Origin of the sequence: Levilactobacillus humaensis (genome assembly GCF_024345185.1) — a bacterium.
Lineage (GTDB): Bacteria > Bacillota > Bacilli > Lactobacillales > Lactobacillaceae > Levilactobacillus > Levilactobacillus humaensis.
In genome coordinates, this window is record NZ_BROB01000008.1 from 41,355 (window position 1) to 58,431 (window position 17,077).

Sequence of the window (17,077 nt, forward strand, 5' to 3'; positions counted from 1 at the left end):
ATTAATCCTTGAAATGCCTTCTGGTTCAGTTATAATACAGTTGTAGAGACAATTATCCATATTTTAAAATATGTGGCGAATAAATGAATTAATAATGCAGGCTGCTCGATAATTTAAATAAAATTGAAAGCGCATACATGAGCAAACTGACTAGGGCAGATTTCACTTCATGAGGAGGAAGCAATCATGAGAACACCGATGATGGGACAAGCCAAGGAACACTACAAGAGTTACAAGGCTGGCAAGCGCTGGGTTTACGCCAGCATAACCATTATTGCGTTGGGCTTAGGTCTAACGGGAATCACGACGGCACAAGCAGATGTCACGCCGGCTGCCGACCCCACCACGACGGAGGTTGCGAAGGACCAACCTGATCAGCCGGAAGTTAAGGATGACGTTAAACCGGAGGCCACAAAGGATGATGACCAGGCAGGCAAGCTAGATGATGCTGACAAGCTTCAGCAACCAGCCGAGACGCCAGATCCTGTGCAGGATGTCACGCCGGATAAACAACCGGGTCAAGCACCCGACCAATCTGTAGAAAAGTCTGATGTCATTCCGGATGTTGAGTCACAAGACAAGTCGACCCACGACGAACAACCGGCATCACAGAAGCTAAGAAGTTCACGGATGATGGGCCCCAACACATTGGTCAAGGAAGCCCCATCCATCGTAGGCAAGAATGCCGATGAGTGGATGCCAGATAAGGCAACTCAGGGTTGGGTGATTGCCGCGGTTAAACAGGCGGAACACAATCAATTTCTAACAATTGACGCCTCTAATCTCTACCAATATGTCAGTGCACCCCTGTTCTTGAGTTATCAAAAGACCAACGTTAAAACTTTCGGTGAAATTCATGATCTGACAGGGCTACAGTATTTTACCAAGATGACCGCCTTTGAGTGGGCCTACAACGTTCCCACCAATGGTCTAATCGATATGAGCTTTGCCCCAGACCTCGAGACTTACATGTTGATTGGGAGTGATTTTTCGGGGACCGTGAAGATTAATATGCAAATGAGTCCCAAGACTTTCATGAACACGTATCTGAGTCAAAACACCAAACTGACACAATTAGACTTAACCGATACCGGACTGACCGGTTCTGTGGACGGCTTGGCGGCTTACCAGGATTTGACTCAGCTGCGGCTCTCTAACAACCAGCTGACGGGAGAGCTTTCTACACTGACTCAATTACCAAATTTGACGCAATTGTTTGTGGATGGTAATCAGTTAACGGGTAAGTTACCGGCACCAGCAAATTGGACTAATTTAGCACAAGTCAACGTTCAAAATAATCAACTGAGTGGCGATTTGCCAGACTTTACCGGGTTCACCGGGAGTTTCTGGGCGGATGATAATCACTTCAGTACGGGGACCTACAGTACCCAATCGGTTTACTATCAGACAGTTGGTGGCAAGACTTACACGTTGACGCCAACCCAGACGAGTTTTGACCCCATCACGGATGTTGTCAATGGGGTTCAGGATGCCACCGGTCAGATTGACCCGGACAATACCTTGGCACTATCTCGCTTTGGTAATGGCTGGACCATTGTTTCGGGAACGCCAACGGCTGACGTGAAGGGCTCCACCTTCGATGCATGGGCACAGACCCAGCAGGATGCCTCATCATTGTTCACGGTTAGTGCCGACCCAGACAACGCCTTAGGTTTCAAGCTGACAGCCAATGGGGATGTCCCAGATGGCACTTACAGTATTTACGTTTACAGTTCCAAGTATGGTGCTGGGCACACTTACCTGGGTTACGTGACGTTCAACATCGTTAATGGCCAAGACCCAGTCGATCCCGTTACGCCAGTGGATCCAACACCGGGTATCACGACTGGGACCGTGACGGTGGTTAACGTTGATGAGAATGGCAATGTCATTAGCCAACACGTCGAGACCGGGACAGTCGGGGACAGCTACACGGTTACCGCACCCGAGTTGGATGGTTATGAATTAACGAGCCCAAGTTCAGTGACTGGAACTTATACGACAGCTGGCTCGACCGTTACCTTTACGTACAAAACGTCAGACCAGGATGGGGATAGTGCGGCAATTGGAGAGCCTGTCGCAAAGCCCGAAACAGGGCATGGTTTGATCACTAACGATGGGAATGCCGATAAGGTTGTCAATCATGGCGGTCAGACTGCAAAGGCACAAACTGGGCACGTCGCAACCTTAGCCGGCCATGAGAATTCGGCAGTTAGCCAACAGTCTATCCAGACGACTTTACCGCAAACTGATGAAGTTTCTTCTACGAGTTGGTTTGTTGCGGGGATGGCTGTCTTGGTTGCCACCTTGGGGTTAGCTGTTTTTCGAAACAAGCGTCATAATTAGGCGAGAAAACTCACCGATAGGCTGAATTAAAATGACATAGTTGTTAGGGACGATACCGTTGGGCATCGTCCCTTTTATTTTTTGGCAGAATTAGATCTCACTCATACCCGGATAAAAGGTGAAAGGGGTGTCTTAAAAGAGAAAGTAAAGTGTCATAACTAGCTGACATCCGTTTTTAGGATGTCCTTACCCATCGCCACAAATGTGGATAGTACACGCTTCTATCGGTATCTAGAAATGATAACTTATTGCCCGAGATAAAAGGATTCTTTAAAGTAAAACGTTCAACTTAAAATTAGTCAACGTAATTGACGATTAGTCCTTGAAAAGCTTTCTTATTCAGCTATAATAGATTTGTAAGGAAAACTACTCACATTGGAAAATGTGTGAGGAAACAACAACGAGATTTGTTTTTTATTTAGGCAAAATTGAAAACGAATACATAAAAGAATGACTAGGGCAGGTTTACTTCACGAGGAGGAAGCAATCATGAGAACGCCAATGATGGGACAAGCCAAGGAACACTACAAGAGTTACAAGGCTGGCAAGCGCTGGGTTTACGCTAGCATTACGGTTATTGCGTTGGGCTTAGGCTTGACGGGAATCACGACAGCACAGGCGGATGTCGCACCAGCAGCCGATCCCGCAACGACTGAGGTTGCTAAGGATGACTCCAGTGAACAGCCTGAAGTTAAGGACGACGTTAAACCAGAAGCTAATAAAAATGACGTTCAGTCAGATAAGTTAAGTGATCCTGACCAGACTCAGAAGCCTGAAGCTTCTGAGTCCGATGAACCCGCTCCCGAAAAAGATGTTCAGCAGGATAATGAACCAGGTCAAGACGTTGTTCAATCTGGAAAAAAGACTATTGTTTCTGACGTCAAGACACCAGGTGAAACGACTCAAGATGAACAACCAGCACAAACTTTACAACAGTCACGGATGAAGAGTCGGGCAAACTTGGTTAAGGAAGCCCCATCCATTGTGGGTCAAAGCGCTGATGAATGGATGCCAGACAAAGCGACGCAGAACTGGGTAATTTCTGCGGTTAAACAGTTTGAAGCAAATGTTAATCACAATGCTTATGCTTTTGTGACCCCTGCTAATCTCTATCAGTATGTTTCGGATGGCATTAACTTCGCCTATCTGAGTACCGATTCGGCTGGTTACGGTAAGATTCAAGATCTCACAGGACTTCAGTACTTCACCAACATGAACTCTTTTCACTGGGACAATGCCTTACCTGACAATGGCTTAATTGATATGAGCTTTGCTCCTAACTTGGTAGATTATCAGCTTGATGGTTCAGGTAAGAGTATGAATCTCAATATGAATCTGGCAACTTTCTTAAACACGTACTTAAAACAGAATCTTAAGTTACAAGAGTTAGTGGTTAGTCATGCCGGTCTCACTGGAACCTTGGATGGAATTGAAGCCTACCAGGAATTGACTGGGTTACACCTGATTAGCAATCAACTGACGGGGGATTTGACGCCAGCGACAAAGCTGTCGAAGTTAACGGTTCTACGTGTCTCTGATAACCAATTGACTGGGGAATTACCCGCCCCAAGTACCTGGGCTGGATTAACTCAGCTCGATGTTCAGGATAACCAGTTGAGTGGTATTCTGCCAGACTTCAGTGGTTACAATGGAAAGTTCTGGGGAATGGAAAATCACTTTGGTAGTGGCTTAAGCTATGTGGCGGTTTATTATGAAACTGTTACTGGCAAGACCTACAAACTGACGCCAAAGGTCCAAAGTTTTGATCCTCTGACGGATGTCGTGGTCGGGATCCAAGGTTCCGATGGTAAGCTTGACCAGACTGATGCAATTGTGCCACTGCGCTTCTCTTCCGGCGCGACGGTCGTTTCTGGGGCCCCAACCGCTGGCATGAAAGGTGCTGCTGTTGATGCTTGGGCGCGGACACAGACCGATGCCTCTTCACTCTTCAAGTTCAGTGCCGATGCAGACAATCCATTAGGTTTTACCATGACAGCTGTTGGCGATGTGCCAGATGGGTCTTACACCCTCTTCCTGGAAAATGCTAACTACAACACGAGTGATAACTGTTACTTTGGTTACCTGACCTTCAACATCGTCAATGGTGAGGATCCCATCGATCCTGTCACGCCAGTTGACCCAACCCCAGGTGTGACTACCGGGACGGTTACGGTGGTTAACGTCGATGAAAATGGGAATGTTATCAGTCAACACGTTGAAACTGGGACGGTCGGGGACAGCTACACGGTCACCGCACCCGAAATAGATGGCTATCAATTGACGAGTCCAAGTTCCGTCACTGGGACTTACACTACGGCTGGTTCAACGGTCACCTTCACTTACAGCTCATTAGCTAACGGCGGGGATGGCGCGACGATTGAAGAACCAGGTGCAAAGCCTGAAACGGGACATGGTGAGATTGTTAACGGTGGTGACGGTGATAAGGTTGTTAACACTGTTGCCAACAAGGGTGGTCAAGCTGCGAAAGCTCAGGCTGGTCATGCCACGATGTTAGCTAGCCATGAGAACACGGCTGCTGCTCAACAGACGGCCAAGACCACTTTGCCACAAACCAATGAAGCTTCTTCTGCTAGTTGGATTGCCGCAGGCATGGCGATCTTAGTGGCTACCTTAGGATTAGCTGGTTTCCGGAGCAAGCGTCACAATTAATTTGAAAGTTGTGGTTGCTTTTTCCAGAAAATAAATGCTAAACTAAGTCCAATTAAATAGTGCGTATAATTGATCAGCACGCTTCCCAATTCTTTTTGGGGGCGTGCTGTTTTCTTTTGCGGCTAAAATTAAAAGGAGTGTGTCATTTGGAATTTCAACAACGCTTACCACAAAATCTGCGGGAAACCGCACTCTTCATGACTGTCATCTCAGTTCTTTCAGTGAATATCATTGCACCAGTCATTACGGGGATGGAGATTGGTTTCTCGCTCGAGCACTGGGTTATGGTGCTACGCCAGATGCCTTTGCTGTGGGCCGCCGTCATCATCTTAGTGATTCTGACGCAACAGCCGGCCACAAAACTCGCAAGTTACTTTCTGGGGGAAGCGGCTAACTTTCGATCAACCATGCTGATTACGGCTCTATGTAACGTTTTTCTGATGTCGTTGGTTCTGACGGTTGTGGGGACCTGGATTGGAACGGGACAGGTCACCTTGGCGTCACTACAACACTTCTTCCTGAAGTGGCCGCGGAACTTTACCATCGCTTTTATCGTCGAGGCCTTTGTGGTCCAACCGTTGGCTCGATTAGTTATGGCTCGAATTCATGGCGCTCGCGTGTTGGGATAGAGAATATAGGGACAATGATTGCAGAATAGTCAAGGTTGCCGGATTTACAGATCTGCGTCGCAATTGCAAAGCTTTGTCGGCTAATCTGAGAGGTTTTGGTGTTAGCCGGGGGCAGCGTCGTGATAGTTATTTGGATAAGTTCTAGAAAATAGGAAATGAGCCCCAGACCCGTATCACAGAAGGTCTGAAGCTCATTTTGGTATTGCCATCAGATTAATTAGTAAGTGGTCCAACCACCATCGACGGGGACGATCGCCCCGTTAACGTAGGCGGCGTCATCGGAAACCAGGAAGAGGGCGGCGGTCGCAATGGCTTCTGACGTCCCAATCTGCGGCATCAGACCCTGGCCTTGTTGCTGGCGGCCCATGCCAAATTGACTGACGCCAGTCATGGATTCGGTAATGTTGGTATTGATGCCACCAGGTGCGATGGCATTAATCCGCAAACCTTCGTTTTCATACATGAAGGCGGTGTTCTTGGTGAGACCAACTACAGCGTGCTTAGCGGCCGTGTATGCCACGCCAGCGCGCCCGCCATTGGTGCCACCAACTGAGGCGATGTTTAGGATAACGCCGGTATGCCGTGGTAGAAATTCCTTGACGGCTTCGCGGGTGGCATACATCACACTATTGGTATTGATGGCGAAATTACGTTGCCACATCTCATCTGTGAGTTCACCAATTGGGGCCATGTCATCCATGATTCCAGCATTATTGACAAGAATATCGACCTGACCGAATTTGGCCTTGGCAGCCGCAAAGAGGGCTTCGATGTCGGCTAGATTTGAAACATCGGTCTTAACGGCCAATGCCTCCTCACCGGCGTCTACAATGGCGCTCACGACTGTTTGGAGACGATCTAAGTTGATATCCGCGCCCACGACGCGCGCCCCCTCAGCCGCAAAGAGCTTGGCCATTTCGGCCCCCATACCAGACCCGGCCCCCGTAATAATGGCAACCTTTCCTTGTAAACGATCACTCATCGCAAACACATCCTTTTCTGGGTAGTTGTGTTCTTTCTGTATCCGCTTTCATTATACCTGAACGTCAGCTGGAATGCCTGCCATTCACTGGTCGGATTCGGCAGAAATGGGTATTTGGATAAGAAAAGGCCGCCACATCTTCAGTAATGAAGGTGGGGCGGCCAGGAGTGACCTAGCACAGGCTAGTCATGGCATAGATTTGCGAATCGTGTGTATCGGATGGTAGAAAATCAGAGGCACAATGATTGCCGAATAGGAAGATATGTCATACAATGTAATACAGCAAGGGAGGCAATACCAATGGCAATGATTTCGATTCGGGTTAGCGATGCGGAAAAAGAATGGTTGACCTATATGGCCGATTTTTATGGGGTTTCTTTATCAGAATTAGTTAAAGATTATTCAATGACGGAGTTGGAAGATGAATACGACCAATTGGTAGCCAAGGTTGCCTATAAGCGGTATCAAGAAAGCGGACAGAAGAGCTTGTCAATGGATCAGATCCTGGAAGAATTTGGCGGTTCTGACCGATGAGCTTTCATTTACGTTTCAGTCAAGGTGCCTGGAGACAGTTGAAAAAGATGGACCGGCATCAGGCCCAATTACTTGTGAATTGGTTGTATGCTAATATCGATGGACTAGCGGATCCGCGCAGTAAAGGAAAGGCGCTGTCGGCAAATTTGAGGGGACTTTGGCGATATCGAATTGGTAACTTTAGAGTGATTTGTCAAATTCAGGATGACCAGTTACTGGTTCTAGTGTTAACCGTGGGTCATCGTCGTGATATTTATTTGGATAGACTCTAGAAAATAGGGATGAGCTCTAGACCTGATGTAGAAGGTCTAGAGCTCATTTTTCTGCATGCAAGATTTACATAATTTAAACAGCTAGGTGCATAAGAAAAGCCGCCACATCTTCAGTAATGAAGGTGTGGCGGCCAGGAGTGACCTAGAAGTTGAGAATTTCTGTTTCGTAACCGTCGGGCAACAGGGAAATGACGCGGGCACCACGAGGGAGTGTCCCATAGCTGTTGTATCCGGTCGGGTTACCGTAGTTCAGGCCAATACCACGGTAGTTGGCCGTGAAGTTATTGTCGTGGTCGTGGCCGGCAAAGAGGGCCTTGACGTTTTGCGACTTCAACAAGGTGTAGAACAACCCTGAGTTGGTGACGGGTGAGCAGACGGCCTCACCTTGTTCACCGGTGAGAATGGCTTGACCAGCTTGCGTGTATTCCGGTAAGGGAATGTGCAGGAATCCGAGGTCAGTTTGCGCCTGGGTCCGGGCGTAAGGCAAGCGGGTAAACCACTCAATTTGTTCTGGTTCAATAGCCGCGTATTGTTCGTCGGCTGGCCAGTGAGAATAGTCACCGCTGTCCCAAACGTACAGAACGTGGGCGAGTTCACCATCTCGCGTTACCTCTAACGTGTAGCTTTCACGGTCGTCAACGACGGCTGCGTGGTGTTTGTCGGCAGGGTGGGCTAAGCCAGCTTCTAACTGACGTAAACCGGCTCTGTTGAGGGCACCTTCGGCATCGTGATTACCATACGTGATAGCCACTGGAACCGGGTAGCGGTTCAAGACGTCGTACAGAGCACCGAGCGTTTCCGCTGGCTTTGAGGCTTGTTTGCCCCAAAGAAGATCCCCGGTAATCATGATGAGGTCGAAGTCATTGGTTTGAAGCATCGTATCAATAGCCGTTAAGGATTTCTGACTAGCCTCGTTTAGGGGTGTGTCACTCAAATGAATATCCGTTAACTGGCAAATCTTAAAGGCCTTTTGGCCGGTAGTTTCGAGACGCATGACGCGGACTCCTTTCTAGGCATCGAAGTGGTTTTCAAGATACGTGTTGTATCCTTGGTCAACGGCGGCGACACTGTGGGCGTCAGCGCCAAAGACCAACGGAATCTGGCGCTGTTGCGCGGCCTGAATCCACGGTAAGGTGGGGGTGAACTCCGTTTGAGTTGGGCGGAAGAGTCCCGCCATGTTGCAGTCTAGGAGGTCGCCACGATCGGCCACCGTATCCAGAATGTGGGTTAAGAGTGTCCGGGTAGTGGCATCTTCCCAAGCGGTAATTGCGGGGAAGGTGTTGCGCCACTTGCGGTACAACATGATGTGGCCGTAACGCGCAGGTTTGTTGGGGGTCTCCCAATCGATGGCTGCTTGGACGCGTTCAAGGTAGGCGTTGGCAACCGTCAAAGGTGATCCATAAGCCGCCACCACGCCGTCCTTGAAGTCGGCCGCTGTGTCGTCGATGGCTCGCAAACCCGTCTTCGTCGGCAGGAAGTGCACGGAGAGGAGGGCGTCGTCAATTTGGTCACCGTAGTGAGCCAGTTGAGCGGCAGTCCAGTCGGCGTATTCCGGGAAGAAATCAACCTCGAATCCCACGAGGATCCGGATTTGGTCACGGTACTTGTATTTGAGCCGTTCCATCTTTTCCAGATAGGCTGGTAATTCGATCAGGCCGAATGAGGCGGTGTAGACGGCGTGTCGTGACCCCGCTGGCCGGTCGTAGAAGGCCGGTGGTAGGGGAAAATGTTCCGTGATGGAGTAGGTCTTGAAACCACTCAGGATGGCCTGACGGATGAATGCCTCGACGTCCTCACCGGAACCGTGGGGGCAAAACTCCGTGTGGTTATGGCCACTCCAGGTGTGGCGGTCAATGGCACCAAGGCTCGTCTTACTCAGCATTGGCGGGACCTACTGGATGCACGGCGGCGGGGTCAAGGTAGAGCGTGAGGGGAACGCCAATTTTCAGCGGTTCCGAGTGGTTCAATAGCTCAACCTTGAGGGGTAACTTGGCGTCACTCATGAAGTGATATTGCACCCGGTCACCCAACATGCTGCAAGTCGTCATTTGACCGGCAATCGCCGTGGCTTCCGGCGTGGCTTCTGGCGAGAAGAGCTCCGGACGAACGACGTAGTGGGTGTCGGCAACCAGGGATTGGCCACTGGCCGTGGTCAGTCCCAATTGTTGAAGTTGCGTGCCTGTCAGAAGGTTGTGATTCCCGATGAACTGCGCCATGAAGACGTTCTCAGGTTGGGCGTAGATGGCCATTGGTGAGCCTTGTTGTTGTACCTTACCTTCATTCATGACCACAATGTCATCGGAAATTGCCATGGCTTCGCCTTGATCATGGGTGACAAAGAGCATGGTGATGCCGAGCTTTTGTTGATACTCGCGAATCTGTTCGCGCAAGCTAACTCGAATCTTGGCATCCAGGGCACTCAGTGGTTCATCAAGCAACAGGAGTTTAGGTTTGAGTACCATGGCTCGTGCAATGGCTACCCGTTGCTTTTGACCCCCAGAGAGTTGGTCTGGGTAGGCGTCCTTTTTGTTAGTCAGGCTGACCGTTTGGAGCATCGCCATGACTTCCTTGTTGATGACGTCGTTACTCTTCTTTTGAACCCGTAACCCGTAGGCCACGTTGTCAAAGATGGACATGTTGGGAAAGAGCGCGTAGGACTGGAAGACCATACCGATGTTTCGTTGGTTAGCGGAACGGCTTTGAATCTCTTCGCCGTCCAGTAAAATCTTGCCACTAACTTCGGTATTAAGTCCGGCAATTGCTCGCAAGACGGTGGTCTTCCCGCTCCCGCTAGGGCCGAGAAAGGTTGTCAGGGTGTTCCGGCGCACCTTGAAGGACATGTCCTTGATGATGTTGTTGCCGGAAAGGGTAATCCCTAAGCCTTGAATCTGTAAGAAGTCTGACTGCATTATTTCTTTGCGCCCTCCTTGGTGGATTTGTGTGGTGCCGAGTAGTGTTGCATGATGAGAATCAAGATCAGCGAGATGAACGCGAGGAAGATGAAGTAGATGGTCGTCAGCACGCTGCTGGCCTGACCGTTACTACGCATCAATCGGTACATGTAGATCTTGAGGGTCTCGAAGTTTCCCCCTAAAAGGAGGTTCGTCAGGACGTATTCCCCAAAGGCACTGGTGAAGGTCAGGAGCATGGCGACCAGGACACCGGCACGAATGTTGGGGATGATCACCTTAACGAAGGCCTTGAAGGGCGAGTCGCCTAAAACTAATGCTTGTTCGAACATGGCCCGGAAGTCGCGACCGATGAACGCGTTGTCTAGCGCTTGGTAGGTGAGAGGGAGACTTAGCAACGAGATGGCCAGCACTAAGATGATAATCTTAGGAATTGGCAATTCTGCGTATAACTGAATCAGACCTGTCACCAGGATGATCCCAGGAATCGTGAAGGGAAGTACCGTGATGAAACGCAGGTGCGACTTCACTTGGGGATTGTAGACGTTGGCGTAGAACACAACAGGTAGGAAGCAAGCCATGGCAATCAACGTAGTCAGCAAGCCGAGACTAAATGACCGTAAGAGAACCGCCATGAATTCGGGACTAGCCACTAATTCGCTATACCATTTCAGGGTCAGGCCGTTAGGCAAAATGGTCTTCACCCAAGAAGTTGAGAATGAGTAAATCATAGTGACAACGATGGGCGTTGCCAGGTAGATAAAGAGAAAGGTAATGATACCGCGAGCAACGCGGGTGCTAGCTTTTGGACTCATTAGGCTTTCACCTCCCGTTTACTACGCGTGACCCGGTTACCCAGCCAAACAATGGCTGTCATAAAGAGGGCAAACAGGGTGGCGAAGGTACAGGCCAGTGGGACGTTTGCGGTTAATCCGCCATCAATCAGGGTTCCAATCAGGGTTGGAATGGTTACCAAACTGTTTCCCGTCAAGGCAAAGGTCGTTTCGTAGGTCCCCATAGCATTGGCGAAGAGTAAGGTAAAGACTTCGACGATGTTGGGTAACACGACCGGAAAGATGACTTTCTTAAAGAAAAACATGGGTTTTGCCCCGAGGACGGAAGAAATTTCCTTCCATTCCGGATTCAATTCCTCGAAGACTGGGAAAAGAAACATGATACCCAGTGGGACTTCGAAGAAGGTGTAGGCCAGGGTAGTCCCGCTCAGAGAATAAATCTCAAACGTGCGGGGCAGGTGCAGGGCCGTCATCAGGGCCTGCCAGATACCAGCATTTCCGAATAAGATGATTAACGAGAAAGCCAGGGGAACCCCAGCGAAGCTAGAGGACATATTGAACAGAGAGATCAGGATATTCTTGGTCTTGGGAGCCAGACGAGTTAAGGCCCAGGCGCCAATAATCGCGATGATTAATGAGATAACCGAGGCTACCAGTGAAATTGCCAAACTGTTGCGAATGGCTTCGGTGTAATAGCGCGTCGAGACGACTTGATGATAATTTTCAAGACTGAAGCTACCATCCGCCGATTGGAAACTCGCGATAATCATAACCGTAATTGGCAACAAGAGGACTAAGACGACTAGCAAGCCAAGTGGAAAAAATACTTTCAGTCGCGTTTTCATGGCTGTTACTTAGCTCCAAGAACTTCATTTTGCCATTGTTGGCCTAACTTAACGGTTGCCTTGTTCCAAACATCATTGCTCTTCACGTGGAAGACCTTCTTGTAGTCACTTTGTGGCAATAACTTCTTCTTCACATCTGCTGGTAACTTCACACTGCTACGGATTGGACGAGCATAACCCTTTGCCAGGTTGATTTGACCTTGGTCGGAAAGGATGAAGTCACGAGCCAATTTGGCAGCATTTGGATGAGCGGCGTTCTTGTTGATGAGTTCGGCGTAACCACTAGTTACCGTCCCATCAGTTGGAACCGTCACCTTGAAACGCTTGGCGTCAACTTGGTGAGCATAGTTGAGGGCGTTGAAGTCCCACATAATTGAAACTTGAATTTCACCCTTTTGCAGGTTTTGAACGGATGGGTCAACCGTAGAAATCCGTTTTTGCTTTTGTAATTTAGCAAAGTACTTCAAACCGGGTTCCAGGTTGTCTTCACTTCCGCCGTTAACGTAGGCAGCGTTCAGAACCGCGTATTGTGGTTGAGCCGCAATGGCAACGTCACCCAGGGAAATCTTGTAGTTACCCTTTGCCAAGTCAGCCCAAGACTTAGGAGCGTCAGCGGCTTTAACGTTCTTGGTGTCGGTGATGAAGACCATAGAACCAGAGTAACCAGCAGAGTAGTAACCCTTCTTATCCTTAGCCCAGCTAGGAATTTCGTTCCAGTACTTGGTCTTGTAAGAAGTCAGCAGGTTCTGTTGAACGGCGGTTGGGGCAACGTTCAGACCAACGTCACCGATGTCAGGAGCGTCGGCGCCTTTGGCTGTCTTGAACTTTTGGAGTTCTTGGGCACTAGACATGTCTGTATCCGTATGTGAGATGCCATACTTGGACTTAATGTCTTGCCAGCTACCAATCCAGTTGGCCCAGGTGTCAGGCATCCCCACGGAAGCAACCTTGCCTTCCTTCTTGGCTTGCTTTTCGATGGTCTTCCAGTCGTCGGAAGTTCCTTCCGCCTTCTTAGTTGAACATCCTGCTAAAGTTGAAACCATCGTGAGGGCCGCAGCCGCAATCACCAAATTACGTTTGTTAAACATCAAATCAACACTCCTTCTGTTTTAGTTACGAGGTGTATATTAGCCGACTCATGTAAATCGCTCGCAAAAAAGGTATATAGATCGTGTAAAGATTGGATTTATTTAATTATGTAAACGTTTTGATGAAAGCAAGCCCAGACTGGGGTTGGGCTAATAGTTGAATCGATTGTTGGCCACGAGTACCGGATAAAAGTAATTTCAGCCGTTGATCATCTGACGACTGATTTTTTGGCTTAAAGGCCAATTGGCTATTAAAAAATTGATGGCGGGTCATCGACCAGTTAGTTAACGAACCGCCGCAAAATGATAAAACCGACGGGTAATTGTGATTATCATTGACCCAAAATTAGGGTTCTTCATATAAAGGCATAATCGCGTGATGTTCGTTTATTATCTTTATTCTTCCATTACGGATGATGATCTGTTATAGTCATGTTGAAACAGTTAACGATTAATTATAATTCGACTTATAATGTTCGTATTTTGAATAGGAGGGCTTAACCGTGGATCGATTTTTCAAGCTAAAGGAATCAGGAACCACCGTGGGTACCGAAATCGGTGCCGGCATCACGACCTTCTTCGCCATGTCTTATATTCTCTTCGTCAACCCGCAAATTTTAGGGCAGACGGGGATGCCCCAACAGGCTGTCTTCTTGGCCACCATCATTGCTTCCGTTGCTGGGACTTTGGTCATGGGACTCTTCGCTAATGTGCCGTATGCCTTGGCACCAGGGATGGGATTGAACGCCTTCTTCACGTACACCGTTGTCTTGGGGCTGGGCTTTAGCTGGCAAGAGGCGCTGGCTCTCGTGTTCTTCTGTGGCATTATTAATATCATCATTACCGCAACTAAGATTCGTAAAATGTTAATTTCTGCAATTCCAATGAACCTGCAACTCGCCATTAGTGGGGGGATTGGGGCCTTCATTGCCTACGTCGGGTTGAAGAATGCCAACTTCCTCGAATTCACGAGTAGTGCCGGCAACATTCTGTCAGTGAATGGCAAGGTCTTTAACGCCACTCAGGAAACCTTTAAACACGGGATTGGCACCGTGATGACTGGCGGGGGAATTACACCAGCCCTAGCCGTATTCAACTCGCCAGCCTTGGTATTAGCTCTGATCGGCCTGGTCGTCACGGTCATCCTGAAGGTTCGTAAGATTCCTGGAGCCCTGTTGATCGGGATCTTACTGACCACGATTATTGGGATTCCTATGGGGGTCACCAACCTACATTTGGCCAGTGACTACTCGATTGGATCCTCGGTTCATCAGTTAGGCACGACCTTCCTCGCGGCCTTCTCTGCGCAGGGGATGGGGTCACTCTTCTCCGAACATAATCGGATTATCTTGGTGTTGATGACGATTCTGTCCTTCAGTCTCTCCGACACCTTCGATTCACTGGGAACCTTCATCGGAACTGGGCGTCAAACCGGAATTTTCGCTGGGGAAAAGGAATTGGCCTTAGAACAGGAACCAGGCTTCAAGTCCAAATTGGATAAAGCCCTGTTCGCCGATTCCATCGCAACCGGGGTGGGGTCCATCTTTGGAACCTCCAACTTGACCACCTACGTGGAAAGTTCTGCGGGGATCGGGGCCGGTGGTCGGACCGGGTTAACCAGTGTGGTTGTGGCTGTGCTCTTTGCACTGAGCGCTTTGGCATCACCCTTGCTGTCGATTATTCCCACGGCCGCGATTGCGCCTTCCTTGATTCTGGTTGGGATTATGATGATGAGTTCCTTCAGTCAGATTCCCTGGCACGATCTGGACGAAGCCATTCCGGCATTCATGACGTCCTTTATCATGGCCTTCGCCTATAACATTACCTACGGGATTGCCGCTGGGTTTATCTTTTACTGCATCGTCAAGACGGTTGCGGGCAAGGGTCGCGAGGTTCATCCGTTGATCTGGATTGTCTCGTTACTGTTCGTGATTAACTTCGCCGTGTTGGCTTTCGTTTAAAACTTTCTGACAAAAAACACCCAACCAGTTATTATTGCTGGTTGGGTGTTTTGAGTTGGGGGTCAATGGCTACGTGGTTTTCAATGACCTGCATGGCGGTGATGACGCGTTGGGTTTCTTCTGGTGTCAGATCGACGAAGAGCCGTCGAATCTGGTCGTCCGCTCGCTGGTTGATGAGGGCCAATTGGTCGCGACCGGCGGCGGTGAGTGAGAGAACCTTGGCCCGTTTGTCTCGTTCGTCAGGGGTCCGTTGCAGGAGTCCGTTAGTTTCTAGGCGCGTGATGAGCCGGCTGAGGTAACCTTTGTCTAAACGGAGTTCTTGAACTAATTGGATGGCCGTATTGCGGCCGTTTTCGCCAATCTCTAGTAGGAGGCGAGCCTCGACTAGGGTCAATGTCGTTTGCAGGTGATATTTATCGGTGAGGTGCAGGGTTTGGGTGTAGAAACGATCGAATGCTCTAATTTGATGGATATCTTGACTATTCATGGGAATGCTCCTTCTATTGTTGACAAAAGCAACTATCGCTATTATGCTAATTACAGTTGCTTTTGTCAACTAAAATACATATTGAGGGTCGTTTGCCTGTCATGAATAAAAATCGTTTTTCCTTTGCCCTCATCATGGTGGGGGCTTTCCTCAGCGTTTTAAACCAGACGTTGATGTCAACGGCCTTACCCGGCATTATGCGGGCGTTTCACATCACCACCGCTCAGGGACAGTGGCTTAATAACGGGTACCTGTTGATTAATGCGCTAATGATTCCCACTACGGCGTACCTGATCAAGCGGTTTACGACGCGTCAATTGTATCTAACGGCGAGTCTAATCTTCATCGTGGGGTCGCTGATTGGCGCCATCGCCACCGTCTATCCCGTTCTGATTGTTGGGCGGATGATTCAAGCCTTGGGCGCCGGTATCGTGATTCCACTGGTTAATGTGGTTGTCATGATGTCCACCAAGCCCACCGAACGCGGGGCAGCCATGGGGGTCGTGGGTCTGGCGTTAAACTTAGCGCCGGTCCTGGGGCCAACCGTATCTGGCGTGATCCTGGTTAAGTTGAGTTGGCGTTACCTGTTTGGGTTAACGTTACCATTGATGTTATTAGACGCCTTGCTCGCTTGGCGCTTCCTAAAGGACGTCGGCGAACAGCATCAACAACCCCTGGATCGCAAGGGATTGGTCCTATCTGGTCTAGGATTAGCGCTGGCGCTCTATAGCTTCTCAAACGTTGGCGAGACGGCATTTCTGTCCTTGAAGGGGATTGTTCCCTTGGTTGTTGGCGCGGTGCTGTTGGCCTGGTTCGTCAAGTGCCAGTGGACGCGTGACTATCCGCTACTGAACCTTCACGTCTTTCGTTACCGGCAGTTCAATCTGCCACTGATTATCAACATGCTACTAATGGTGACGATGTATGGGAATTCCGTCATCATCCCGGTTCTCGTCCAGAATGTGTTTCATCGCAGTGCCGTGATTTCTGGCTTGACGCTACTGCCAGGGTCCGTGCTAACGGCCATCATTTCACCGCTAAGCGGTCGGTTCTATGACCGGTATAACTTCCGGCGAATGGTAATTAGTGGGCTGTGTATCGACATGACGGGGTCTCTGCTACTTAGCTCGACCGGACCGGGGGCGTCAATTGGGTTTGTCATTCTGGGTCAGACGATTCGACAATTAGGACTCGTTTTGGTTCTGATCCCGATTCAGACTCATGCCTGGTCCATGTTGCCAACCCCGATGATTCCGGATGGGGTTGCGGTGTACAACACGCTACGTCAGGTGGCGGCTTCCTTTGGGACGGCGCTGCTGGTGGCGATCATCAGCATCACGGCGAGTGGCCAATTTCATTGGTCAATGAACAGCCAGCTGGTGGGGATTAAGTTCAGTTACCTGTCATCGACATTGATGGTGGGCATCTGTGTCATCTTGGGCCTTCAGCTACATAAAAGCTACGCGGAGCCGATTGTGACGGAACACTACGCCACACCTGATCCATCAGAAAAAAAGGTCACGCCAGGGGTGCGTGGCCTGACCAGTCATTTCAAATAAA

Annotated in this window: 15 protein-coding genes; 7 read left to right on the plus strand and 8 right to left on the minus strand. The window is 49.4% G+C overall.

What is annotated here, in order from left to right:
- The first annotated feature begins 186 nt into the window (after window positions 1-186).
- From OCU14_RS03750 to OCU14_RS03760, 3 genes are all read left to right on the plus strand, one after another.
- A complete protein-coding gene (locus OCU14_RS03750; protein WP_261809856.1) occupies window positions 187-2,346 on the plus strand; it encodes a MucBP domain-containing protein in 2,160 nt (719 codons plus the stop codon).
- A 489-nt stretch (window positions 2,347-2,835) separates the two neighbouring features.
- On the plus strand, window positions 2,836-5,016 hold the full coding sequence (locus tag OCU14_RS03755; RefSeq protein ID WP_261809857.1) for a MucBP domain-containing protein: 2,181 nt from the start codon (window positions 2,836-2,838) through the stop codon (window positions 5,014-5,016).
- A 146-nt stretch (window positions 5,017-5,162) separates the two neighbouring features.
- On the plus strand, window positions 5,163-5,645 hold the full coding sequence (locus OCU14_RS03760) for a DUF2798 domain-containing protein (protein WP_261809858.1): 483 nt from the start codon (window positions 5,163-5,165) through the stop codon (window positions 5,643-5,645).
- A 217-nt stretch (window positions 5,646-5,862) separates the two neighbouring features.
- Here the strand turns inward: OCU14_RS03760 and OCU14_RS03765 are convergent, their stop codons facing one another.
- The gene (locus OCU14_RS03765) at window positions 5,863-6,627 is read right to left on the minus strand and encodes a glucose 1-dehydrogenase (RefSeq protein ID WP_261809859.1); all 765 of its coding nucleotides are present in this window, start codon (window positions 6,625-6,627) and stop codon (window positions 5,863-5,865) included.
- A 300-nt stretch (window positions 6,628-6,927) separates the two neighbouring features.
- Between OCU14_RS03765 and relB the strand changes: the two genes are divergently transcribed.
- Together relB and OCU14_RS03775 are read left to right on the plus strand one after the other, a co-directional pair.
- On the plus strand, window positions 6,928-7,161 hold the full coding sequence (gene relB / locus OCU14_RS03770) for a type II toxin-antitoxin system RelB family antitoxin (protein ID WP_125547506.1): 234 nt from the start codon (window positions 6,928-6,930) through the stop codon (window positions 7,159-7,161).
- Window positions 7,158-7,433 carry a type II toxin-antitoxin system RelE family toxin gene (locus OCU14_RS03775; protein WP_261809860.1) on the plus strand — a complete coding sequence of 92 codons (276 nt, stop codon included), beginning with the start codon at window positions 7,158-7,160 and terminating at the stop codon, window positions 7,431-7,433. The genes relB and OCU14_RS03775 overlap by 4 nt, the downstream gene beginning before the upstream one ends.
- Before the next feature lie 142 nt (window positions 7,434-7,575).
- Here the strand turns inward: OCU14_RS03775 and OCU14_RS03780 are convergent, their stop codons facing one another.
- The 6 genes from OCU14_RS03780 to OCU14_RS03805 are packed head-to-tail and all read right to left on the minus strand — an operon-like array spanning window position 7,576 to window position 13,069.
- Complete coding sequence (locus OCU14_RS03780) at window positions 7,576-8,427, minus strand: metallophosphoesterase (protein WP_261809861.1); 852 nt, start codon at window positions 8,425-8,427, stop codon at window positions 7,576-7,578.
- Between the two features lie 15 nt (window positions 8,428-8,442).
- Entirely contained in the window at window positions 8,443-9,315 is an 873-nt protein-coding gene (gene hisJ / locus OCU14_RS03785) for a histidinol-phosphatase HisJ (protein ID WP_261809862.1), read from the minus strand.
- The gene (locus tag OCU14_RS03790; RefSeq protein WP_261809863.1) at window positions 9,305-10,342 is read right to left on the minus strand and encodes an ABC transporter ATP-binding protein; all 1,038 of its coding nucleotides are present in this window, start codon (window positions 10,340-10,342) and stop codon (window positions 9,305-9,307) included. The genes hisJ and OCU14_RS03790 overlap by 11 nt, the downstream gene beginning before the upstream one ends.
- On the minus strand, window positions 10,342-11,157 hold the full coding sequence (locus OCU14_RS03795; RefSeq protein WP_261809864.1) for an ABC transporter permease: 816 nt from the start codon (window positions 11,155-11,157) through the stop codon (window positions 10,342-10,344). The genes OCU14_RS03790 and OCU14_RS03795 overlap by 1 nt, the downstream gene beginning before the upstream one ends.
- Window positions 11,157-11,981, minus strand: coding sequence for an ABC transporter permease (locus OCU14_RS03800; RefSeq protein ID WP_261809865.1), 825 nt, complete (start codon window positions 11,979-11,981; stop codon window positions 11,157-11,159). Before OCU14_RS03800 ends, OCU14_RS03795 begins: the two co-directional genes overlap by 1 nt.
- Before the next feature lie 5 nt (window positions 11,982-11,986).
- A complete protein-coding gene (locus OCU14_RS03805; protein ID WP_261809866.1) occupies window positions 11,987-13,069 on the minus strand; it encodes an ABC transporter substrate-binding protein in 1,083 nt (360 codons plus the stop codon).
- A 503-nt stretch (window positions 13,070-13,572) separates the two neighbouring features.
- Here OCU14_RS03805 and OCU14_RS03810 point away from each other — a divergent pair.
- Window positions 13,573-15,030: an NCS2 family permease gene (locus OCU14_RS03810; RefSeq protein ID WP_261809867.1), complete on the plus strand. Its 1,458-nt coding sequence runs from the start codon at window positions 13,573-13,575 to the stop codon at window positions 15,028-15,030.
- Window positions 15,031-15,061: 31 nt separating this feature from the next.
- On the opposite strand, the gene OCU14_RS03815 is transcribed toward OCU14_RS03810, so the two are convergent.
- Window positions 15,062-15,517 carry a MarR family winged helix-turn-helix transcriptional regulator gene (locus OCU14_RS03815; RefSeq protein ID WP_261809868.1) on the minus strand — a complete coding sequence of 152 codons (456 nt, stop codon included), beginning with the start codon at window positions 15,515-15,517 and terminating at the stop codon, window positions 15,062-15,064.
- A 101-nt stretch (window positions 15,518-15,618) separates the two neighbouring features.
- Between OCU14_RS03815 and OCU14_RS03820 the strand changes: the two genes are divergently transcribed.
- The gene (locus OCU14_RS03820; RefSeq protein WP_261809869.1) at window positions 15,619-17,076 is read left to right on the plus strand and encodes an MDR family MFS transporter; all 1,458 of its coding nucleotides are present in this window, start codon (window positions 15,619-15,621) and stop codon (window positions 17,074-17,076) included.
- Window position 17,077 lies beyond the last annotated feature (1 nt).